This window comes from Psychrobacter sp. Arc9, from assembly GCF_041431295.1.
Classification (GTDB): Bacteria; Pseudomonadota; Gammaproteobacteria; order Pseudomonadales; family Moraxellaceae; genus Psychrobacter.
Genome location: NZ_JASMRK010000011.1, coordinates 16,776 through 36,736 on the forward strand (window position 1 = coordinate 16,776; position 19,961 = coordinate 36,736).

Genomic DNA, 19,961 nt, shown 5'->3' on the forward strand with positions numbered 1-19,961 from the left:
ATTCAGTCTAAGTTTCAATTAAATTTATGAACGCTAGACACTATATATAAAAATAAGATGATGACTAAATATATGCTATTCTCGATAATTTGATGAACTATTATAATAATAAACAGTGCTTTAGAGAACATCGTAATACTCTCTGTAAGTAACGCTCATAGCCCTATATCAGACTATCCAAAAATTGCTTCGATTGCGTGCCACTTTTTATTATTGCTATGACTGATTGATATTTTTAGTCATTCCATATCGAGTATTTCAATATTGACTGTACCTACAGAGAGTTATCATGAGCGATTTTGAAGAAACCCATTCTAAGCCGTCAGCTGAAGCTGAGTTGCCGCCATATCGTCAAACTGACACTGTATCTAAAAGGCCATCTGCGAAACCACCAATATGGTTGTGGCCCGTGTTGGCAGCCGTACTAGTGATTGGGGTGCTGCTTGGCAAGTATTGGGGCAATGATAGTAATGCAGCTATAGATGAGTCAGCAACTTCTAATTCTGTCGCAAACGATCAGGCAACTGGTAGCGATGCCAGTATTGAGCAATCGGTACTCTCAGTAGAAACAGTCAGTCCAAGCCAAGATGATATCGGCAGCACGCTCAGTGCCGATGGAACCATCAATGCTAAGGATACTGCGAACGTCAGTGCAAAAGTCAATGGTGTGGCTATCGAGCGTATTTTGGTTGAAGAAGGTGACCGAGTTAGAGCGGGTCAGGTCTTAGCCGTGTTCGATACGGATGCTATGGAGCAGCAAGTACTACAGGCGCAAGCAGATGTCGCAGAAGCGGAAGCCACCCTTGCCAATGCCAGCGCTGATGCTGCACGTGTGCTGCCATTGATCGATATCGATGCCATCAGCAAACAAGAAGCCGACCGCTACCGTACCTCGGAAGTCCGTGCCAGAGCTTCTTTGCAAGCATCCAAAGCCCGTTTGAGCAATCAGCGTTTAACATTAGAGAACGCAAAAGTCGTCGCTCCTGTCAGCGGTATTATCAGTGAAAAAATGGTAGAAGTTGGGCAGGTGGCAGGTGGCAGGTTGGCAGGTGGAGATCCATTATTTACGATTATCAAAGGCGGCGTTTTGGAATGGCGAGCAGATATAGATCCTAAGCTTGTCGGGGATATAAATGTCGGTACGCCTGTACAAGTCAGTCTGCCGGGTGGTGATACAGTGATGGGGCAAGTAAACCGCATCGCACCCACCGCAGACAACAACCGTCAAATTACGATTTATGCCAGCCTAGCTGCCAACTCAAAGATACGTGCAGGCATGTATCAAACAGGCGAGTTTCTATTGGGAAGTACCAGTACGCAAACGATTCCTAATAGCGCCGTGGTCAGCAATGATGGTTATGATTATGTGATGCTCGTTACCGAATCGACTACTCGAGATGATCGGTCGATGGGACGTATCAAGCAGCAGCGAGTCACGTTAGGTGAGCGATTGGGCGAGAGCGTAGCAGTGCTAGAGCCTTTGCCAAATGACAGTCGTATCGTAAAACAGGGCGGTAGCTTCTTAAATGATGGTGACTTAGTGCGTGTTGTTAATGGTGTAACTCAAACCAGTAAGCCAGTGCAGGCACAGCCATGAGCTTAAACGTCTCCGCTTATTCTATAAAGAACCCGCTCGTCGCTATCTTGCTATTTGTGCTGCTGACGTTGGGCGGTATTTACGGTTTCATGAAAATGAAAGTCCAGCAGTTTCCCGACATAGACTTGCCAGCGGTGGTAGTCACGGTCACGCTACCGGGTGCTGCGCCTTCACAGCTCGAAAACGATATCGCCAAAAAGATTGAAAACAAACTGACCAGTATCGAAGGCGTGAGTCATATTCGCACCACGCTACAGACGGGCGCGGCGACCATTGCCACTGAATTTACCTTAGAAAAAGACATTCAAGAAGCGGTAGACGATGTGCGGTCAGCAGTCGGCGAAGTACGTGGTGATCTACCAGCTGCAGCCAACGATCCTATCATTACCAAAGTATCTACCGCAGGGTTTCCAGTGGTTACGTACTCTGTCGCTGCTGAAAATATGAGCGTGGAGGATCTATCGTGGTTTGTCGATGATACCGTTACCAAACGACTATCTGATATACCAGGCGTCAGTACCGTGAGCCGTGTTGGCGGGTTGCAGCGTGAAATCACGGTTGCTGCCGACCCAATTGAGTTAAGTGGTCTAAAGTTTTCTATTTCGCAATTATCGCAGCAAATAGCTGGTATCCAGCAAGACAGCTCTGGCGGGGAGGCAGAAGTTGGTAATACGACTCAGACCATCCGTGTTCTCGGTGCTGTTGAGCGAGCAAATGAGCTAAACGACTTGCAAGTGGCTGTCCCTACAGGGGGTACACAGGCTTTAGGTCGGATGGCAGAAATCACTGACGGCGCAGCAGATCCAAGCTCGATTGCCAAGCTAGACGGTCAAACCGTAGTGGCATTTAACATCACTCGCTCGCGCGGTGCCAGTGAGGTCGATGTGATGGAGCTGGTTGATGAAGAGCTTGCCAAGCTGACTGCTGATGTCGGTAACATCAGTATTGAAAAAGTCTATGATCGAGCCACACCCATTGCAGAAGATTATGAAGCTTCGTTAAGAATGCTCATCGAGGGTGGTCTGTTGGCTGTAGTGGTAGTCTTCCTGTTTTTGCGCAATATTCGCGCGACTATCGTTGCTGCGGTTGCTTTGCCATTATCAGTGATTCCAACCTTTTTAGGTATGTATCTGTTTGGCTTTAGTCTTAATATCATCTCACTACTGGCATTATCATTGGTCATTGGAGTGCTGGTTGATGATGCAATCGTTGAAGTCGAAAACATCATACGCCATTTACGCATGGGTAAGACGCCTTATGAAGCAGCGATGGAAGCCGCTGATGAAATCGGTCTCGCCGTTGTCGCTACTACGTTTACTTTAATTGCGGTGTTTTTACCAACGGCCTTTATGGGCGGTATCGTTGGACAGTTTTTCCGTCAGTTTGGTTGGACGGCTGCCTTATCAATTTTTGCCTCGCTGATGGTAGCGCGCCTGATTACCCCTATGATGGCAGCTTATATCTTGCGACCTGAGAAAAAGCACGTCGAAAAACAAAGCGCGATGATGAAATACTATCTTAAGATTGTGTCTTGGACTCTACATCATCGCTGGATAACCATGGGTGCAACACTTGTTTTATTTGTGGCATCGCTAGCTCTGGTTAAGCTGCTACCGACGTCATTTATACCTGACAATGATATCGATCAAACTCGAGTGGCTATTGAGCTGACACCTGACGTGTCATTGGCAGATACTGAGCGCGTGGCGGCGTTAGCGAGTGCACGTATCTTGGCCATGCCTGAGGTGACTAATATCTTTACCTCAGTGGGAGAGGCGCAGGCGTCGATGGGTGAGTCAGATGGCGGCGGCGGCAAGGCTGAAAACATCGCAGGTTTGGATATCGTACTTGCTCCGCGTGCAGAACGAGGCACCAAGCAAGAGATAGAGCGCAAAATTAGCAAACTGATGACAGAAGTGCCAGGAGCACGGTTTACTGTTGGCTTATCGAGTGGTGGTGAGAGTGGCTATAACTTTTCATTAACCAGTACTAACCCGCAATTGCTTGAACAAACTGCACAAAAAATCATGTCTGAGATTCGAGGTCTGCCAAGCGCAGGCGCTGTGACCAGTGATCGCAGTTTGCCACGCCAAGAGCTAACGGTAACGCCAGATAGATTGGCAATGGCGGACAAAGGGGTGACCACGCAAGATATTGCTACGACTCTACGTGTGGCGACTGTAGGCGACTACGAGCAGCAATTGTCCAAGCTTAATCTTGATACGCGCCAAGTACCAATCGTTGTACGTCTGCCGGATGTGGCTAAGCAAAATGTTAGCCAACTAGAAGGTTTGTACGTGCCGAGTACCATGCCTGCCGGTCAAGGCGTGCGCGTCGGTGAGGTTGCTACGCTAGACTTTGGCACTGGGCCTGCGCAGATTAGTAGATTGGATCGAGAGCGTGCCATTAGTATCACGGTACAACCTGCGAGTGGCGAGCTTGGCGATTTGGTACAAGCGGTCAAAGCAGTGCCGACCATGCAGCAACTGCCGCCTTCTATTACCATCATCGATCAAGGTCAAGCCGAAAACATGGCAGACCTTTTTAGTGGCTTTATCATTGCGATGTCCGTCGGTGTGGTCTGTATTTTAGGCGTGCTGATTCTACTATTTGGTCGTTTGTTGCAGCCTTTTACCATTCTGATGGCGTTACCTCTGTCGATCGGTGGGGCGTTTGTCGGCTTGGTTATTACCAATAGCAGCTTATCGATGCCTTCGATGATTGGCTTTATTATGCTCATGGGTATTGCGACCAAAAACTCTATTCTATTAGTCGATTATGCATTGATTGCCCAGCGCCGAGGGCTGGCACGCTTTGAGGCTATCGTAGATGCATGTCGCAAGCGTGCACGGCCTATTATCATGACGACCATCGCGATGGGTGCAGGTATGTTGCCATTGGTATTTGGTTGGGGCGATGCAGATCCTACTTTTAGGCGACCGATGGCAGCAGCGGTACTGGGTGGTCTGGTGACCTCTACGCTATTGAGCTTGGTTGTTATTCCTGTCGTCTATACCTTAATGGATGATCTATCAGGATGGTTTGCTAAATGGCTGGCTCCACATGGGAAACCTAGTGACCTCTAATAGTCACTTCTCATAGAGAGCCAAATAGCTAACCAAATAGTGAGCCAAGACACGACACAATAGTAGCAATGTGGAAAATGCTGAATGATTAACACGCTCTCAATTAGGTCATATACTCGTCAAACTAGAGGGCATTCTCATGACTTTCATCAGATTGTTTTGCCTTTGCGAGGGGCAATCAATATCGAAGTTGGGAGCTATACTGGAAAAGTTATCCCGAGCGAATGTGTTGTCGTCAAGGCAAATGAAAAGCACTACTTTAGTGCTGAGGAGAATGCAAAGTTTGTCGTTGTGGATACAGATCTGTTGCCAGAAAATGTGCTTCATTCATCACAAATTGTCTTTTCTATAAGTGCGCCATTGTTGGCATTTTTGGAGTTTTCAGAAAGTCAGTTAAGGTATCAAATCAACCCTGAAGTCGAGAAGTTGATGTTTGATACCTTTTATAAACTTCTAGAACAACAAAATCTATTTGTGCAATATGACGCTCGAATTAGAGAAGTCGTCGCATATATTCACCACAATTTTGCTAAAAACCTTTCTGTCGAAGTGTTGGCGGATATCTCTTGTCTCAGTGCTACGCAGTTTAAAAAGAACTTCAAATCGCAAACAAACCAAACCGTCACTGAGTACATCACAAAGATCAGAATGCAAAAGGCGCAAGCTTTGTTGCTACATACTGATTCACCTATCGCTATCATAGCCGAACTGGTTGGTTATACGGATGTTAGTGCTTTTAGCCGCCGCTTTTCTAAATATTTTGGTATTGCCCCTTCCAAATTAAAACACGTCTAACCAGACATGCAAACCGTCTAATCTGCAAAAACAGTAGTATACAACTATCTATAATAATGTTATTCATTATAACGTTAGAGGTAGCTACTATGCTGCAGAATAAATCTAGTCTAAGTGCTATTTTATGTGTGATAGCTGCCAGTGTCCTTTGGGGAACGACAGGTACAGCCTCTGCTTTTATACCTGACGTTAGTCCATTAGCCGTTGGTGCATTTTCCATGGGGGTAGGCGGTGTATTGCTAGTATTGAATGCTAAGAATAATTTATTAAGCGATAGACAGAAACTACTTTCTAAACCCAGTCTCTTATTCATCGGTAGCCTATGCGTTGCTATCTATCCTTTAGCTTTTTATTCCTCTATGAGATTGGCAGGTGTCGCTATTGGTACAGTGATCTCAATTGCCAGCGCGCCATTTTTCACTGTCGTCATGGAGCGTCTGATTAGCAATAAAAGAGTCACTAGTCGATGGGTGGTAAGTTTTATATTTGGTGTGGTTGGCGTTATTTTACTGACTTTAGGGAAAACCCAATATTTAGATATAAACGCACAAGCGAATAATCGAATATTAGGCATTTTATTAGGATTAGTCGCAGGATTGACCTATGCCACATATTCATGGACAGCACGTCAGATGATAGAGAACGGGGTAAACTCGAAATCAGCGATGGCCAGTATGTTTGGTCTGTCGGCGATTTTATTGTTGCCATCATTATTATTAACAGGGGAAAACCTGTTTTTGGATGCAAAACATATAAGCGTTGCCCTATATCTGGCAATTGCGCCGATGTTCTTTGGTTATTTACTTTTTGGTCAAGCGTTGAGAGAGATCGAGGCGAGCAAAGCGACGCTTATCACGTTACTAGAACCTATCGTGGCCACTATATTGGCTATCATTATAATCGGTGAAACATTCTCTCCTATCGGCTGGCTAGGAATGTCACTCATGATAATCTGTCTCTTGCTGCAAGTAATAAAGACGCCAAAACTGACAGGTTATCGAGGAAGGCGTGCACTATATAAGTAATCAAACAATTAGCAAAACAATGTTGCTGATAATAAGCAGTATTTTTGATGAGTTACTGCCTATTAAGTATGACTCTTTGTATGACGTTAGTCTAAAACTGGTAAGTTGAATGGATTAGTTGGGTTAGTCTTTGCTGTAGTCTGTCCAATCAAATTAATTGAAGAAATTGTTTATATCTTATAGCACTATTTTAATTTTACTAATAGGTGAGTAGCTGCTAGAACGATAAACCAATCTCTACAAACTAATCTCTAAAAAACTAGAAAATAAGGAATAACTATGATTAATGCATACGCAGCAAAAGAAAAAAGTGGCAAGTTTGAGCCTTATGAATATGACCCAGGTGCTCTAGGCGATCACGAAGTAGAAATCGAAGTACATAGCTGCGGTATCTGCCATAGTGACTTATGAATGTGGCAAAATGAATGGGGTATGACTCAATATCCGTTTGTCGGTGGGCATGAGGTTGCAGGTAAAGTCCTCAATAAAGGCAAGCAAGTCAAGCATCTAGAATTGGGCGATAAAGTCGGACTTGGCTGGCATAAAGGATACTGTAACGTCTGCGATCTATGCATTGATGGAGACCACAACCTATGCCCTGAGCAAGAAGGTACGATCATTGGTAACCACGGCGGCTTCGCAGATAAAGTACGCGCAAAAGATACTAGCGTCATCAAGATACCTGAAGGGCTTGATTTTAACGCGGTAGGACCACTGTTATGTGGTGGTATCACAGTGTTTAACCCACTTATGCAGTACGACATCAAACCAACTTCTAGAGTGGCTGTAATTGGTATTGGTGGTTTGGGTCATTTGGCATTGCAGTTTGCCAATGCGTGGGGCTGTGAAGTGACAGCATTTACCAGTGAATCAAAAATGGAAGAAGCAAAAGAGATGGGCGCTCACCATTCACTAAACTCAAGAGATGATAGCGAAATTGAAAAAGCCGCAGGTTCTTTCGATCTAATCATCTCAACAGTGAACGTTGATATGAACTGGGATGTCGTGATCAAGACGCTAAGACCAAAAGGTAAGCTGCATTTTGTTGGACTGTTAGAAGCGCCACTAGAGATATCGGCTGCACCAATGATTATGGCTCAGAATAGTCTATCAGGCTCGCCAGTTGGCTCACCATCGACGCTACGTAAAATGCTAGATTTTGCTGCGCGCCATAATATTCAGCCAGTCACTGAAACATACAAAATGTCTGAGATTAATGAAGCGTTTGAGCGATTAGAGAGTGGCAATGCTCGCTATAGAGTTGTCCTAGAAAGAGACTAAACGTCGTTACAGGCAACTAAATGTAGCCACCAAATAAGCACAATAATAGTGATACTCTAGTGAATAGATAGAGTGTCACTATTTTTTTTGTATCGAAATTCTGCTTTTCACCAATTTTTAAAATATGCGGATTATTTGGAGCTGGATCTAAGTATCTTTATTTAATTTTTGCTCAGGCAGTTCTTACTAGTTTTCTCTGACCTACAGACTAATCATTCTAAAATTATAAAAAACCCCTGCTACTGAGTTCACAATAGCAGGGGTAAATACTTATCTTTTTCAGAGCTGTCGTAGAGTAACTTTGCTTATTCTACCGTGACTGATTTTGCCAAATTGCGTGGCTGGTCGACGTCTGTGCCACGCATTACTGCTACATGGTATGACAATAGCTGCACAGGCACGCTGTAGACAATAGGAGCAAGCGTCTCGCAAACATCAGGCACATATACTAAATGTAGTCTATCTTCTGCGACCATTTGACTGGCTTCGCTAGCGAACACAAATAGCTCGCCATGACGCGCATGAACTTCTTGCATGTTGGCTTTTAATTTATCAAACATACTGTCTTTAGGCGCTAGTACGACGATAGGCATGTCTTTATCGACCAATGCTAATGGACCGTGTTTGAGTTCACCTGCCGCATAACCTTCTGCATGAATGTAAGAAATTTCTTTAAGCTTTAACGCGCCTTCTAGCGCAATCGGGAACTGTAGCCCGCGACCTAAAAATAGACAGCTTTTCTTATCCTCAAAGCTTTCACTCATGGTCTTGATAGGAGCATCAAGGTTTAAGCTGGCGTAGAGTTGTCCTGGTAATTGATGTAACTCACTTAATAACGTATTTAAGTGTTCGTCAGTCATGCGTTTCTGCGTGACACCAACTTTTAATATCAATAATATCAATGCCACAAGCTGAGTGGTAAATGCTTTGGTAGAGGCGACGCCAATCTCAGGCCCTGCTAACGTCGGCAAGAAAATATCTGTTTCGCGTACCAGCGATGACGTCGGTACATTACATAATGCCAAGCTGACTAAGCCTGCTGGTGTTTGCTTCTGGATATCACGTAACGCCGATAAGGTGTCGGCCGTTTCACCAGATTGAGAAATACAGATGACCAAAGTATTATCGACGACGACAGGATTGCGATAGCGGAATTCGCTGGCAACCTCGACCGAGCAAGGTATACGAATAAGGCTCTCAAACCAGTATTTTGCGACCATACCAGCGTGATAACTGGTACCACAAGCAATCACTTGTACATGACGAATACCTGATAACAGTGTCTCATGACGCTGTAAAAAATCGTCGCGTAATTTGGTGGTTTCACCATTATCCAAAGCCATCTCGATCGTACGAGCGACAGCATCTGGCTGCTCGTAAATCTCTTTGAGCATATAATGCTTGAACTCGCCTTTATCGGCATTGTGCTGGGTTGCATCAATTTCATGTATCTGACGTTGGACTTCAACACCATCTGTATAAACCTGAATGCTATTGCGAGTTAATTTGGCGATATCACCTTCTTCTAGATACATAAAGCGGTTAGTCACTGGTAGCAATGCCAACTGATCTGACGCGATAAAATTCTCACCGATGCCGACACCAATAACCAAAGGTGAGCCTAGACGTACAGTAATGAGCTCATCAGGGCAATCTACGTGGACAATACCCAATGCAAAAGCACCGTGCAATAACGGAATAATGGTGCGGACCGCTTCTAACAAGTCAGGTGTCTTTTTGTAGATATCATGGATCAGATGAGCCACAACTTCAGTATCTGTCTGTGAAGTAAACACGTAGCCTTTGGCTATTAGCTCTTCTTTTAGTTCAGCGTAGTTTTCGACGATGCCGTTATGAACGACCGCAATCTTGCCTGATACGTGTGGGTGCGCATTACGCTGTGCCGGCTCACCATGAGTTGCCCAGCGTGTATGAGCAATACCGATATGACCATCAAAAAACTCTGGATTGATAGCAACGGCATTAACCAGTGCCTGTACTTTACCCACTTGGCGCTCACGGTGTAGTTCACCATCACGAATAACCGTCAGACCAGCTGAGTCATAGCCGCGATATTCTAAACGCTTTAGGCCTTCAAGTAAGATATTAGCGATATTTCGCTCAGCAACGGCGCCTACAATTCCACACATGGCTATTCCTTAGATTCAAATTTTAGTAGTTCAATATATAATGGTACAAGATCAAAAATTTGGTTGAACATTAATGATGAGTCATCAACATATAAATATGATGAAGCAGCATCACAAAGATTGAAGTACTGCTTAGGGTTGCTCAAGAGTGATGGTCATTGATCACACTAGCAACGAGCTGGCTACTTCTTCGTCGGACGCTGAAAATCATTTTTTTGCACCTGACGCGCACGGCCAAAGGCCAAAGCATTGTTATCAACATCTTTGGTAACCACAGAACCTGCCGCCACAGTCGCAGTATTACCAATCGTCACAGGCGCAACTAAGCTAGCATTGGAGCCGATAAAAGCATTGTCTTCAATGATGGTTTGCGATTTATTAGCACCGTCATAGTTACAGGTAATGACACCAGCACCGATATTCACGCCTGTACCGACAGTCGCATCACCGACGTAGCTTAAGTGATTTACTTTACTGCCTTGACCAATAGTCGATTTTTTAATTTCGACAAAATTACCAACTTTGCTGTTATCAGATAGTACGGTATCAGGACGCAAATGCGCAAAAGGCCCGATATCAACACCGGCACCGATATCGGCACGATCGATCACGCAATACGGTTTGATGTAGCAGGCATTACCAATCTTGGCATTTTTGATAACACAGCCCGCTTCGATATAGACGTTGTCACCTAAGGTACAGTCACCTTCAAATACCACATTAACGTCAATAAACACATCTTGACCAGCGCTTAACGTACCACGAATATCGACACGGGTAGGGTCGGCAAACTGTACGCCAGCTTCTTGTAAGTCAGCAACTAGCTTACGTTGCCAAGTGCGCTCTAGACTAGCAAGCTGTTGGCGGTTATTAACCCCTTCAATCTCAAACGTATGCTCAGGCTCAATCGCCGCGATAGTAATACCATCGGCAACTACCATTTTAACGATATCCGTCAGATAATATTCTTGCTGTGCATTGTCGTTAGAGAGCTCAGGCAAGTATTTGTGCAGTAGCGCATTATCGACACAGTAAATACCGCTATTAATTTCTCTAATGCTTTGCTCTTCAGCATCAGCATCTTTTTGTTCAATGATGGCTTCAATATTGCCTGCTTGGTCACGCTTAATACGACCCAAGCCAAATGGATTATCAACAGTCAATGTCAGCATCGACATACCATCAGTATTGGCAGTTTTTAATGCTGTCAATGTCTCACAGCTGACCAATGGCACATCACCGTAAAGAATAAGACTTTGTCCTGACTTGGGCAAATCAGACAGTGTTACCTTGACCGCATGGCCAGTTCCCAATTGTTCAGTTTGAGCAACCCAAGTAATCGATGCTTGTGTATATTGATTGGTAATTTCTGACTTTACTTGATCACCACCAAAGCCATGAACAATAATAGTTTCATCAACAGTTAACTGATGACAAGTATCTAGTACATGGCCTAACAAAGACTTCCCAGCCAATGTCTGCAATACCTTTGGCTTTGCCGATTGCATACGTGTGCCTTTACCGGCAGCTAAAATAATTACAGAAAGAGGAGATGTCATAATAGGCTCGCAAATGTAACAAAATATAATATTGGATTATAGCGCAAATGTTCAGTTAGAAAAACACTGTGATGTGCAGGCTTTGTAATGCAACCTGCTGACAATAAATCAATCATCTATGCAGAAGAGTAGCGTTCAAATTGATAACGTTGCTGGGATTAGCGGTTGTAGAGTAGTTAGCTCAGTATCGTGGTAGTTAGGGTAGCTTATAACAGCACGCCAAACATAACCGCTACCCATACTACTGCTGCCATGATACCGGCGATGATGTCATCAAGCATAATGCCTAACCCACCAGCAACCCTTTTATCAGCCCATCCAATCGGTGGCGGCTTAACGATATCAAAAAATCGAAATAAGATAAAAGCGAAAACAATGGCGAAAATAGAAAGCTCTTGAGACACATTTTGCCAAAAGTTATCGTCAGCAATCCCCATATAAGACAAGGGTAGTAGGGTAATCCAAATACCAGCCCACTCATCCCAAACGATATGCGGATCGTCGTGACCTTGCATTAGCTCAGCAGTGCGTCCGCAAATCCAAACGCCCAAAATACAAGATAGAATTGTCAAAATGAGAAAAGGTATAAAGCCCAAACTCAACAATGGTATTGCAATGATCAGCCCACCAACGGTACCCCAAGTGCCAGGTGCACGGCGCGGCAAACCACTACCTAAACCGATACCGAGCCAATAAACCACACGGTCAAGCGCGTTAGCACCGACCGGTAAGGGTGGGCAGTCATTTGCTTTACGGATGTCAGGCTTAGATAAGTCGTGATCAGTCATGGATTAGCCTGTAAAGTGTTGGTAGCCAGTAAGGTTGGGCCATATTGAAAACGGTGCGGGCTGAGTAGGCGTCACTGGCTGATTTTGATAAAACAGTTCAAGACGTGAGTTATCAGGAGACTTGGTATCTATCGCTATCGGATCTGATAGTGCAATTACCTCGCCGATACAAGTGACAGGTGTGTTGCCAGTAGGCGGTTTGATATGCGCAGGCAAAGTAAATGCCAGTTCATAATCATCGCCGCCCGCTAGCTGACCTAATAAGCGATCAGACAAATCGACAGTAGACAATGACTCGCTACTCGGTAGCTTGTCTAAGTGGATGCGCATACCTACAGAGCTTTGCTGACAGATATGACCAAGATCTTGATAAAGACCGTCGGAGATGTCTATCATCGCTGTTGCACCCATCTTTGCCAATGCTGCACCTAGTGCAATACGCGGCGTTGGCATATGTAGACGATGCGCCAACTCAATACCTTGTGCGCTGTCAGGATGCTGTAAGGCGAAAGCGGCATCACCAAGGGTGCCTGAAACATAAACCTTATCACCCACTTGCGCACCTGAGCGGTAAATGGCAGGTGTATCTGCGGACAGCAATCCCTGAGCACTGATACTGAGTACTAAACGCTCACTGCGCGTGGTATCACCACCTATCAGCGTTACGCCAAACAGCTGGCACGCATGAAACAGCCCTTTGGCAAACTCAGTAAGCCATTCGTGTTTTGCCAAACGTTCAGGTAATGCCAGTGCTAGCATAATGCTATGCGGCGTCGCACCCATAGCTGCAATGTCTGAGACATTAACGGCCACGGCTTTATAGCCAATCGCAAATGCTAATTCGTCAACTCTTTGCCAATCAGCATGAAAGTGACGACCTTGAACCAGTGTATCAATACAGCTAACCAAGCGTGATCCTGCTGGCAATGCCATCACAGCCGCATCGTCACCGATACCTTTTTCGATACCAGTTGATGGTGCATGCGTGGCCTGCATCTGTGAGAATATACGCTCAATCAGCTCAAACTCGTTCATGGCTAGTCTTAGTCTTTGGTATCGTTAGCGTTTTTCTTACTCGCCTTAAAGTCACTGATATTTGCACTGGCTTTACTGGCACTACTGCGTTTAACGTTGGCTTTGTTAGCACTGATACGCGGCTTATTTGATGCAGTCGGCTCATCGACGATCGTGCTTTCTGTTTCAGCAGCAGTTTCGATATTGTCAGCTACCGTTACTTCAGCCGAACTCGCTTCAGATTGTTTAGCCGCCGCTTTTTGTGACGTACGTAGATTGGCATTGGTATCTGCTTGTACCTCTAAAGCACGCAGCTCACCAGCCATTTTATCCAGTACTGCATTGATCAATTTATGAGCGTCAGTCGCCCCAAAGTGATTATTTAGCTTCATCGCTTCATCAAGCACGACTTTGTAAGGAATCTCTACACGGTTCTGTAGCTCATACGCGCCAATCAACAAGATAGCGTGCTCAACCGTATCTAGCTTATCAACCTCACGATCGAGATGCTGACTGATAAGCGCATCGAGAGCTTCAATCTGCTCTGGAATGTCGCGCATCATTTCATGATAATAACCGATATGGACGGTATGCATGGCATTGGTTGCACGCGTGCGAGCAGCAATATCATGCGGAGCATTGGCTTTCCAGCCAAGCTTGCCATCTACATCAAAGCGGCGATCAGTGACGAGCCATTCGTATAGGCCTTGCATGGCAAAGCGACGTGCCTTACGGATAGCAGTGTGACTGGTCTTGTAAGAAGACTCACTCATATCGAATGTTTGATCACCCGCACTACTGCTCGCTATACGGGTAGCTTCAGCTTGTCCATCATTGGCTTGTGCGGTTTTCGCAGCGCTAATAGCGCGCTTGAGTTGGTCAGTCATAGGGGGTCTGTACCTAAATTTTTGAGATGGTACCCAGTCAAAATATAAATAACAAAGTAGCTTTTTAGCTTTGTTTATTTAAAACTTCAAAGAGTATAGAAATACGGCGAAAATTCAAAAAGTAGCCAATTGTTTTGATAGCTGGCTAGTGCTATGAGGTGCTGTTATTACTAAATAGCAGCACCAGTTAAACTAATAAATTTGAGCTTTAAAGCTTACGCTTCATCGATATCATCAATATCAAGTTGTGACAAAACAGCGATCATTTCTAGTACAACCATCGCAGCTTCAGAGCCTTTGTTGCCCGCTTTAGTACCAGAGCGCTCGATAGCTTGCTCGATGCTATCAGTAGTGATGATACCGTTAGCAACAGGGATATTATAATCCATTGCCACAGCGCTCAAACCTTTGGCCGACTCGCTAGCTACAATATCAAAATGCGGCGTGCTGCCACGGATGATTGCACCCAGTGCCACAATCGCATCAAAGCGATCTGATTCAGCAGCACGTTGGGCCACAAGTGGTAGCTCAAATGCGCCAGGCACACGAATAACAGTAATGTTGCTACCCAATACACCATGACGGAGTAGGGCATCGATTGCACCATCAACCAATGACTCAACGACAAAACCGTTAAAACGACCAACAACGATACCAATGCGAGCATCAGCGCTTTGATGTAGGTTACCATCGATATGAGTCACGTCGTTGCGCTGCTGTTGTATATTCGACATAAAAAATCCTTTGCTTAATAAGCGTTCAATTGAAATATAGGCGTCAATAAATAGCTAAATAGTCTGATGCGTTCAATCGACTCGGTCGCCTATTATTTTGGCGTTACCCTAGTTAATTGAACGAAAATAAATGGTTAGCGCTATGATAGCATTTTTTTGGGTTTTATTTGTATATTACGAGCGTGCTAAAGACGCATCTGTATTCCTTGCGCTGCCATATACTCTTTGGCCTCCAATACTGTGTACTCGCCAAAGTGAAAAATACTGGCGGCAAGTACGGCATCTACGCCGCCTTCTAGTACGCCTTCTGCTAAATGTTGCAGGTTACCGACGCCGCCTGAAGCGATAACGGGTACATTAACGCGGCTCGTAATTTGCTGCATGAGCGCCAAGTCGTAGCCTTTTTTGGTACCGTCACCGTCCATCGAGGTGACCAGTAATTCACCAGCGCCCAGCTCTGCCATTTTGCTCGCCCAAGCAACGGCATCGATACCTGTTGGCTTACGGCCACCATGGGTGAAAATCTCCCAACGTGGCACGACAATACCATCGACGTTGATATCAGCGACGCGTTTGGCATCGATAGCAACGACGATACACTGATTACCAAATTTCTGAGCGGCTTCACCAACGAACTCTGGCGTAAATACGGCTGCTGAGTTAATCGCCACTTTATCCGCGCCAGCATTGAGCAAATTGCGGATATCAGCGATTTTTCGTACGCCGCCGCCAACAGTCAGCGGAACGAATACCGTTTCTGCCATGCGCTCAACAGTATGATAAGTGGTATCGCGCTCATCATTGGTCGCAGTAATATCCAAAAAAGTAATTTCATCAGCGCCCTGTTCGTTGTAGCGTTTGGCTACTTCGACAGGATCGCCTGCGTCTTTGATATCGACAAATTGCACGCCTTTGACCACGCGGCCATTGTCAACGTCCAAGCAAGGAATGATACGCTTTGCTAACATAGGGTCTTTCACCTTATAATCAATTCATAGGCGCTAGTCTAGCAAAATCACTGCTATTTCAGGCAGGTTTTCGCAAGATTATTACGCTTTTCACCATAGTTTTATCATGCGCGGTACAATTGCTGTCATTACCGCATAAATTTATCCTATTTAACTTCTTATCCAATTGCTATAAGTGAGATGTCATGTCCGTCTATACCCAGTTAACCGATGATCAGTTTGCCACCTTTTGCCAAAGCTTTGGCGTGTCGTTTGCCCGCGCGATTCCGATCACTCAAGGTATTAAAAACTCAAACTGGTTTATTCAAACGACTGACGATGTAGATGGCACGTACTCTTACGTATTCACTTTATTTGAAGAGCGTCCACCTGCTGATATCGAAAAAATGGCCGTTATTCTTAATCAATTAAATGGCAAATTACCAGTTGCCGCGCCGCTAGCCGTTGTTGAGTCAAATGGTTCGCAAACGGATAACGATGATAAGCGTTATGTCATCCATTATGAAGACAAAGCGATTACGCTAGTGCCGTGTCTAACAGGTTCACATCCAGATCAAACCACGCAAGCAATGTGTCATGATATTGGCGCGGCATTAGCGATGCTGCATGAAACGCTACAAGCACTACAACCAAGTGAGCAATATGGCGTGCCTTTGTACCCATGGGCAGATGTGCGCGACCGTGAAATGCAGTTTATGCCAGGTGACGAAGCTAAGCTGATGAGCGATATCTGGCGCTCTTATTCGGAATTGCCACTGACAACCTTGCCAAAAGGCTTATGCCATTTAGACATGTTTGCCGACAATACCTTATGGAATCTACAAAAAGGCGAAGCGCGTTTGACGGGTCTGTTGGACTTCACCGAAGTCAGTGTCGAGCATTATGTGATGGATATTGCCATTACTATCAATGATTTTTGTACCACGTGGGGCGTTGCAGAACAAGGCGAAGCCGTTAACTTTGACCGCAGTAAAATGGCGGCGTTCTTACAAGGTTATGAATCGATACGCCCGTTAAATAACGATGAAAACCGTGCACTACCTGTTATGCTGGCAAAAGCGGCAGTGATTTTCTGGTTATTACGCCTAAATGTGATTCACTACAATCGTACCGAAGGCCGTACGGGTGATAACATCATGGTCAAAAATCCTGACTTGATGAAACGCTTGGCCGCTTATCATTGGGCGCATGTTGAAAAGTCGCAAAATACCGTATTTGTACTATTAAGCAAACCAGACAATCAAATAGTTGGTGTATTTAGCAGCATCTCGCAAGCTGAGCAAGCGCAGGAAACATTAAATAGTAGTGAGTTTGCAATCAAAGAATATACGCTAGATCAATTGTCTTAAGTATTGCTTATTCATTTATTCTAGTACTAATTTTAGTACCGAAACCTTAGAGGCGACCCCATGACCGATCAAGTTGATAACTGGCACAAACTGGCGCGCTACGATACCAATATGCAAGGTGAGCTACACGCCAACCTACTACGTAATAACGGCATTACCGTGTCCTTGCAACCGCTAAGCGCTATCCCAGGTATGAACTCGGGTATCGTTCTTTGGGTAGAAAGTACCGATCTGGCAGAAGCTCAGCGCATTTTGGATACCATCCCAACTGATGGTGCCGCCTTACTGGATGAGATGAGTGATGCTGACTTTGATGCGCTATCTGCCGCTCAAAGCAATGCTACTCAAGGTAACTCGATAATAGACGATAATAACGGCGGTAATGATTAAATGTGTCAACTCTTAGGAATGAACTGTAATACCCCAACGGATATTGGCTTTAGCTTTGCAGGATTTCGCAAGCGCGGCGGGATGACGGACAGTCATGAAGATGGCTTTGGTATTGCCTTTTTTGAGCGCAGCGAATGCAGTAATAACGACAAAACCAACGATGAGACGGCAAATGACTCAACGGGTCTGCGTTTGTTTCATGACAATCGTCCAAGCCATCTGTCGCCAGTCGCTGACTTGGTCAATAACTACCCAATCAAAGCCATGAATGTCATCGCGCATATTCGTAAAGCGACGCAAGGGCAGAACTGTTTGGCAAACACCCATCCATTCGTCCGTGAAGTATGGGGCGAACAGTGGGTATTTGCGCACAATGGGCAGATGAATAGCGAATTTATCAAACGCTGTCAGCGCTTACAAGACAACGGCAATGCCTCACACTGTCAGCCAGTCGGTTCAACTGATTCTGAAATGGCATTCTGTTATTTGGTCAATCGTCTAAAAAGCAGCTTTAAGTCGCGTCCTGATGACAAAACGCTGTTTAATTTTTTGACCACACAGTGTCGCTATCTCTCTGCCAATGGGTTATTTAATTGCTTAATATCGAATGGCAGGTGGCAACTGGCTTATGCGGGTAGCTTGCTGTTTTATCTCACACGTAAAGCGCCATTTGGTGAAGCCAAACTGGCTGATGATGATATGGCGATTAACTTTGGTGATGTGACTACAGACACAGATAAAGTCACGATTTTGGTCACTGTGCCATTGACTGAAAATGAGAAATGGCAGCAATTGGCTGTCAATGAATGCTTAATCTTTCAAGATGGCGATGTCATTTATAAAGACAGCCCAAGCCAGCGCAAGTTTTTAACAGTGGACGAAGGCATTGCGATTGCACGAGCCGTTGGGGCGAGTGTTTAGCGGTTAATGAATATCCAATACTGTTTAAATATAACTCCCACAACACCGCTTAAACTTCTCACCAGACCCACAAATGCACGGTTGCTTTTGGCTGACTATCATCGCAACCGTCGGGTCTAAGAAATACCAGCGCGCATCGTTATTAGCTCTGTTTATAACCTTTACGAAAGTAGACAGTTCGTGATGCGCCTGTATTTTTTCGTCTAAACCACCTGATGTTTCCTCAGGACTTTTAAAATAAGCCTTAAACTCAACCTGTGCATGACGTTTACCAAGCTTTGGCGTGTGCTCTACTATCTCTAATCCTGCCCAATCCGTCTCTTTTGCCCAACTTTCAATCGCTACAACATCAAGTAATGCTTGCTGCGCAGGTACTGTGGTCTTGACGATATACTCTGGTTTCACCAATGCAAAGGCACTATAGCGCGTACGCATCAACCGTTCGGCTGTCTCCGCTTTTATACCACCTGCTTTGTCAACCTCATCATTATAAAAAGCACCATTATAAAAAGCATCATGATAAGGCTGGCAGCAGTCTTGATAGGATAGTGGAGCGTCTGTCGTCTCTGCTGTTGGATTGATTTGGCAAGGGCAGGTATCTGGGTAAGATTGCATGTTTTACTCTAATTTTTGTTGGGGCTTATTCGTTTAGGCTTAATGGTCTTTTGATAACTTTATTGCAGCATGCTTTTTATTAATTCTGGCAATATGCCGACTTTGAGCTGAGCCCATGCAGAAGGGTCGCTCAATCGTGACCAAAACATCTCAAAAGGTGGGGCGGCGTATACCAGTAGCGCAAGAATAGTATATAAGAGCAGATACCACCATTTGTCTTTTGGCTGATAAAACTTCATCGCCGTACCCGATGAGCGCTTCATTTTCATATTGGATAAATTGACACTATACAGCTCGTCTAATGACAAATGCACCATCGCGCCACCAAATAAAAACAGACCATAAAACCAACTGGTCGTCAGCGGTAGATGCAGACCATAATAGCTTAGACAGGTTAACCCCAGTCCAAGTATCGCCATATAAGGCACAGAGTGGATAACGCCGCGATGCACCGTCATCGTGGTAAAGATATGAAAGATCACATAACGCATAAAACCATAACCCGCCAGCCATAATGCGATCAATGCGAGCAAGCTCAAATCACTGCGCCAATGCATGACCAGGCCAAAGGCAAAGACAAACGAGGTAATATTAAAACCCAGCTTAATCGGTGTTGAGTTATCCGAATCCAAATCTGGTAGCAATCCACCGATGGTACCAAGCGCCACACATACTAAAAACCCTGAATCATCAATCAATCCTGCTTTATAAACCGTCAAACTCAGGGTGCCGCTTACCATAAAAGCGACATTTAGGTGGGTATTAAAATTTGCCATAAAACTCATTCATCCATAGCGCTCAA

At 44.9% G+C, this 19,961-nt stretch carries 15 protein-coding genes and 2 pseudogenes; 8 read left to right on the plus strand and 9 right to left on the minus strand.

Translation table 11 applies throughout. The features are described 5' to 3' along the window. The first annotated feature begins 289 nt into the window (after window positions 1–289). From QO187_RS07720 to QO187_RS07740, 5 genes and pseudogenes are all read left to right on the plus strand, one after another. Window positions 290–1,597 carry an efflux RND transporter periplasmic adaptor subunit gene (locus tag QO187_RS07720; protein WP_371547893.1) on the plus strand — a complete coding sequence of 436 codons (1,308 nt, stop codon included), beginning with the start codon at window positions 290–292 and terminating at the stop codon, window positions 1,595–1,597. Beyond that, window positions 1,594–4,683, plus strand: coding sequence for an efflux RND transporter permease subunit (locus tag QO187_RS07725; RefSeq protein WP_371547895.1), 3,090 nt, complete (start codon window positions 1,594–1,596; stop codon window positions 4,681–4,683). The genes QO187_RS07720 and QO187_RS07725 overlap by 4 nt, the downstream gene beginning before the upstream one ends. An 84-nt stretch (window positions 4,684–4,767) precedes the next feature. Next, window positions 4,768–5,478 carry a helix-turn-helix domain-containing protein gene (locus QO187_RS07730; protein ID WP_371547897.1) on the plus strand — a complete coding sequence of 237 codons (711 nt, stop codon included), beginning with the start codon at window positions 4,768–4,770 and terminating at the stop codon, window positions 5,476–5,478. An 89-nt stretch (window positions 5,479–5,567) separates the two neighbouring features. Beyond that, window positions 5,568–6,503 (plus strand): DMT family transporter, encoded by a 936-nt coding sequence (locus QO187_RS07735; protein ID WP_371547898.1) that lies wholly within the window; start codon window positions 5,568–5,570, stop codon window positions 6,501–6,503. A 279-nt stretch (window positions 6,504–6,782) separates the two neighbouring features. Continuing rightward, a pseudogene (locus tag QO187_RS07740) lies at window positions 6,783–7,784 on the plus strand (NAD(P)-dependent alcohol dehydrogenase). Window positions 7,785–8,089: 305 nt separating this feature from the next. On the opposite strand, the gene glmS reads toward QO187_RS07740, so the two are convergent. From glmS to hisF, 7 genes and pseudogenes are all read right to left on the minus strand, one after another. Then, window positions 8,090–9,934 (minus strand): glutamine--fructose-6-phosphate transaminase (isomerizing), encoded by a 1,845-nt coding sequence (gene glmS / locus QO187_RS07745; protein WP_102094324.1) that lies wholly within the window; start codon window positions 9,932–9,934, stop codon window positions 8,090–8,092. Between the two features lie 182 nt (window positions 9,935–10,116). Further along, window positions 10,117–11,493, minus strand: a complete 1,377-nt coding sequence (glmU, locus tag QO187_RS07750; RefSeq protein ID WP_102094323.1) for a bifunctional UDP-N-acetylglucosamine diphosphorylase/glucosamine-1-phosphate N-acetyltransferase GlmU — start codon at window positions 11,491–11,493, stop codon at window positions 10,117–10,119. 206 nt (window positions 11,494–11,699) lie between these two features. Then, entirely contained in the window at window positions 11,700–12,281 is a 582-nt protein-coding gene (locus QO187_RS07755) for a phosphatidylglycerophosphatase A (protein WP_102094322.1), read from the minus strand. Between the two features lie 3 nt (window positions 12,282–12,284). Then, entirely contained in the window at window positions 12,285–13,316 is a 1,032-nt protein-coding gene (gene thiL, locus QO187_RS07760) for a thiamine-phosphate kinase (RefSeq protein WP_102094321.1), read from the minus strand. Window positions 13,317–13,345: 29 nt separating this feature from the next. Next, window positions 13,346–14,182 (minus strand): annotated as a pseudogene (gene nusB, locus QO187_RS07765) (transcription antitermination factor NusB); the annotation flags it as partial. 215 nt (window positions 14,183–14,397) lie between these two features. After that, complete coding sequence (gene ribE / locus QO187_RS07770; RefSeq protein WP_102094319.1) at window positions 14,398–14,916, minus strand: 6,7-dimethyl-8-ribityllumazine synthase; 519 nt, start codon at window positions 14,914–14,916, stop codon at window positions 14,398–14,400. A 185-nt stretch (window positions 14,917–15,101) separates the two neighbouring features. Next, window positions 15,102–15,884, minus strand: coding sequence for an imidazole glycerol phosphate synthase subunit HisF (gene hisF, locus QO187_RS07775; RefSeq protein WP_101205985.1), 783 nt, complete (start codon window positions 15,882–15,884; stop codon window positions 15,102–15,104). Window positions 15,885–16,069: 185 nt separating this feature from the next. Here hisF and QO187_RS07780 point away from each other — a divergent pair, with 185 nt between their 5' ends. From QO187_RS07780 to QO187_RS07790, 3 genes are read left to right on the plus strand one after another with little or no spacing between them, the layout of a single operon-like run. Further along, the gene (locus QO187_RS07780) at window positions 16,070–17,233 is read left to right on the plus strand and encodes a homoserine kinase (RefSeq protein ID WP_102094318.1); all 1,164 of its coding nucleotides are present in this window, start codon (window positions 16,070–16,072) and stop codon (window positions 17,231–17,233) included. A 60-nt stretch (window positions 17,234–17,293) separates the two neighbouring features. Further along, window positions 17,294–17,623 (plus strand): hypothetical protein, encoded by a 330-nt coding sequence (locus QO187_RS07785; protein WP_227526709.1) that lies wholly within the window; start codon window positions 17,294–17,296, stop codon window positions 17,621–17,623. After that, entirely contained in the window at window positions 17,624–18,544 is a 921-nt protein-coding gene (locus QO187_RS07790) for a class II glutamine amidotransferase (RefSeq protein WP_057762068.1), read from the plus strand. A 24-nt stretch (window positions 18,545–18,568) separates the two neighbouring features. Here QO187_RS07790 and QO187_RS07795 read toward each other — a convergent pair whose 3' ends face one another. Next, window positions 18,569–19,159 carry a YchJ family protein gene (locus tag QO187_RS07795; protein ID WP_371547903.1) on the minus strand — a complete coding sequence of 197 codons (591 nt, stop codon included), beginning with the start codon at window positions 19,157–19,159 and terminating at the stop codon, window positions 18,569–18,571. Window positions 19,160–19,218: 59 nt separating this feature from the next. Then, the gene (locus QO187_RS07800) at window positions 19,219–19,935 is read right to left on the minus strand and encodes a hydrolase (RefSeq protein ID WP_371547905.1); all 717 of its coding nucleotides are present in this window, start codon (window positions 19,933–19,935) and stop codon (window positions 19,219–19,221) included. Window positions 19,936–19,961 lie beyond the last annotated feature (26 nt).

Bases quoted from the DNA above. Each gene is read 5' to 3' on its own strand.
- QO187_RS07720 (WP_371547893.1), top strand. From the start codon at position 290: ATGAGCGATTTTGAAGAAACCCATTCTAAGCCGTCAGCTGAAGCTGAG.
- QO187_RS07725 (WP_371547895.1), top strand. From the start codon at position 1,594: ATGAGCTTAAACGTCTCCGCTTATTCTATAAAGAACCCGCTCGTCGCT.
- QO187_RS07730 (WP_371547897.1), top strand. From the start codon at position 4,768: ATGATTAACACGCTCTCAATTAGGTCATATACTCGTCAAACTAGAGGG.
- QO187_RS07735 (WP_371547898.1), top strand. From the start codon at position 5,568: ATGCTGCAGAATAAATCTAGTCTAAGTGCTATTTTATGTGTGATAGCT.
- glmS (WP_102094324.1), bottom strand. From the start codon at position 9,934: ATGTGTGGAATTGTAGGCGCCGTTGCTGAGCGAAATATCGCTAATATC.
- glmU (WP_102094323.1), bottom strand. From the start codon at position 11,493: ATGACATCTCCTCTTTCTGTAATTATTTTAGCTGCCGGTAAAGGCACA.
- QO187_RS07755 (WP_102094322.1), bottom strand. From the start codon at position 12,281: ATGACTGATCACGACTTATCTAAGCCTGACATCCGTAAAGCAAATGAC.
- thiL (WP_102094321.1), bottom strand. From the start codon at position 13,316: ATGAACGAGTTTGAGCTGATTGAGCGTATATTCTCACAGATGCAGGCC.
- ribE (WP_102094319.1), bottom strand. From the start codon at position 14,916: ATGTCGAATATACAACAGCAGCGCAACGACGTGACTCATATCGATGGT.
- hisF (WP_101205985.1), bottom strand. From the start codon at position 15,884: ATGTTAGCAAAGCGTATCATTCCTTGCTTGGACGTTGACAATGGCCGC.
- QO187_RS07780 (WP_102094318.1), top strand. From the start codon at position 16,070: ATGTCCGTCTATACCCAGTTAACCGATGATCAGTTTGCCACCTTTTGC.
- QO187_RS07785 (WP_227526709.1), top strand. From the start codon at position 17,294: ATGACCGATCAAGTTGATAACTGGCACAAACTGGCGCGCTACGATACC.
- QO187_RS07790 (WP_057762068.1), top strand. From the start codon at position 17,624: ATGTGTCAACTCTTAGGAATGAACTGTAATACCCCAACGGATATTGGC.
- QO187_RS07795 (WP_371547903.1), bottom strand. From the start codon at position 19,159: ATGCAATCTTACCCAGATACCTGCCCTTGCCAAATCAATCCAACAGCA.
- QO187_RS07800 (WP_371547905.1), bottom strand. From the start codon at position 19,935: ATGGCAAATTTTAATACCCACCTAAATGTCGCTTTTATGGTAAGCGGC.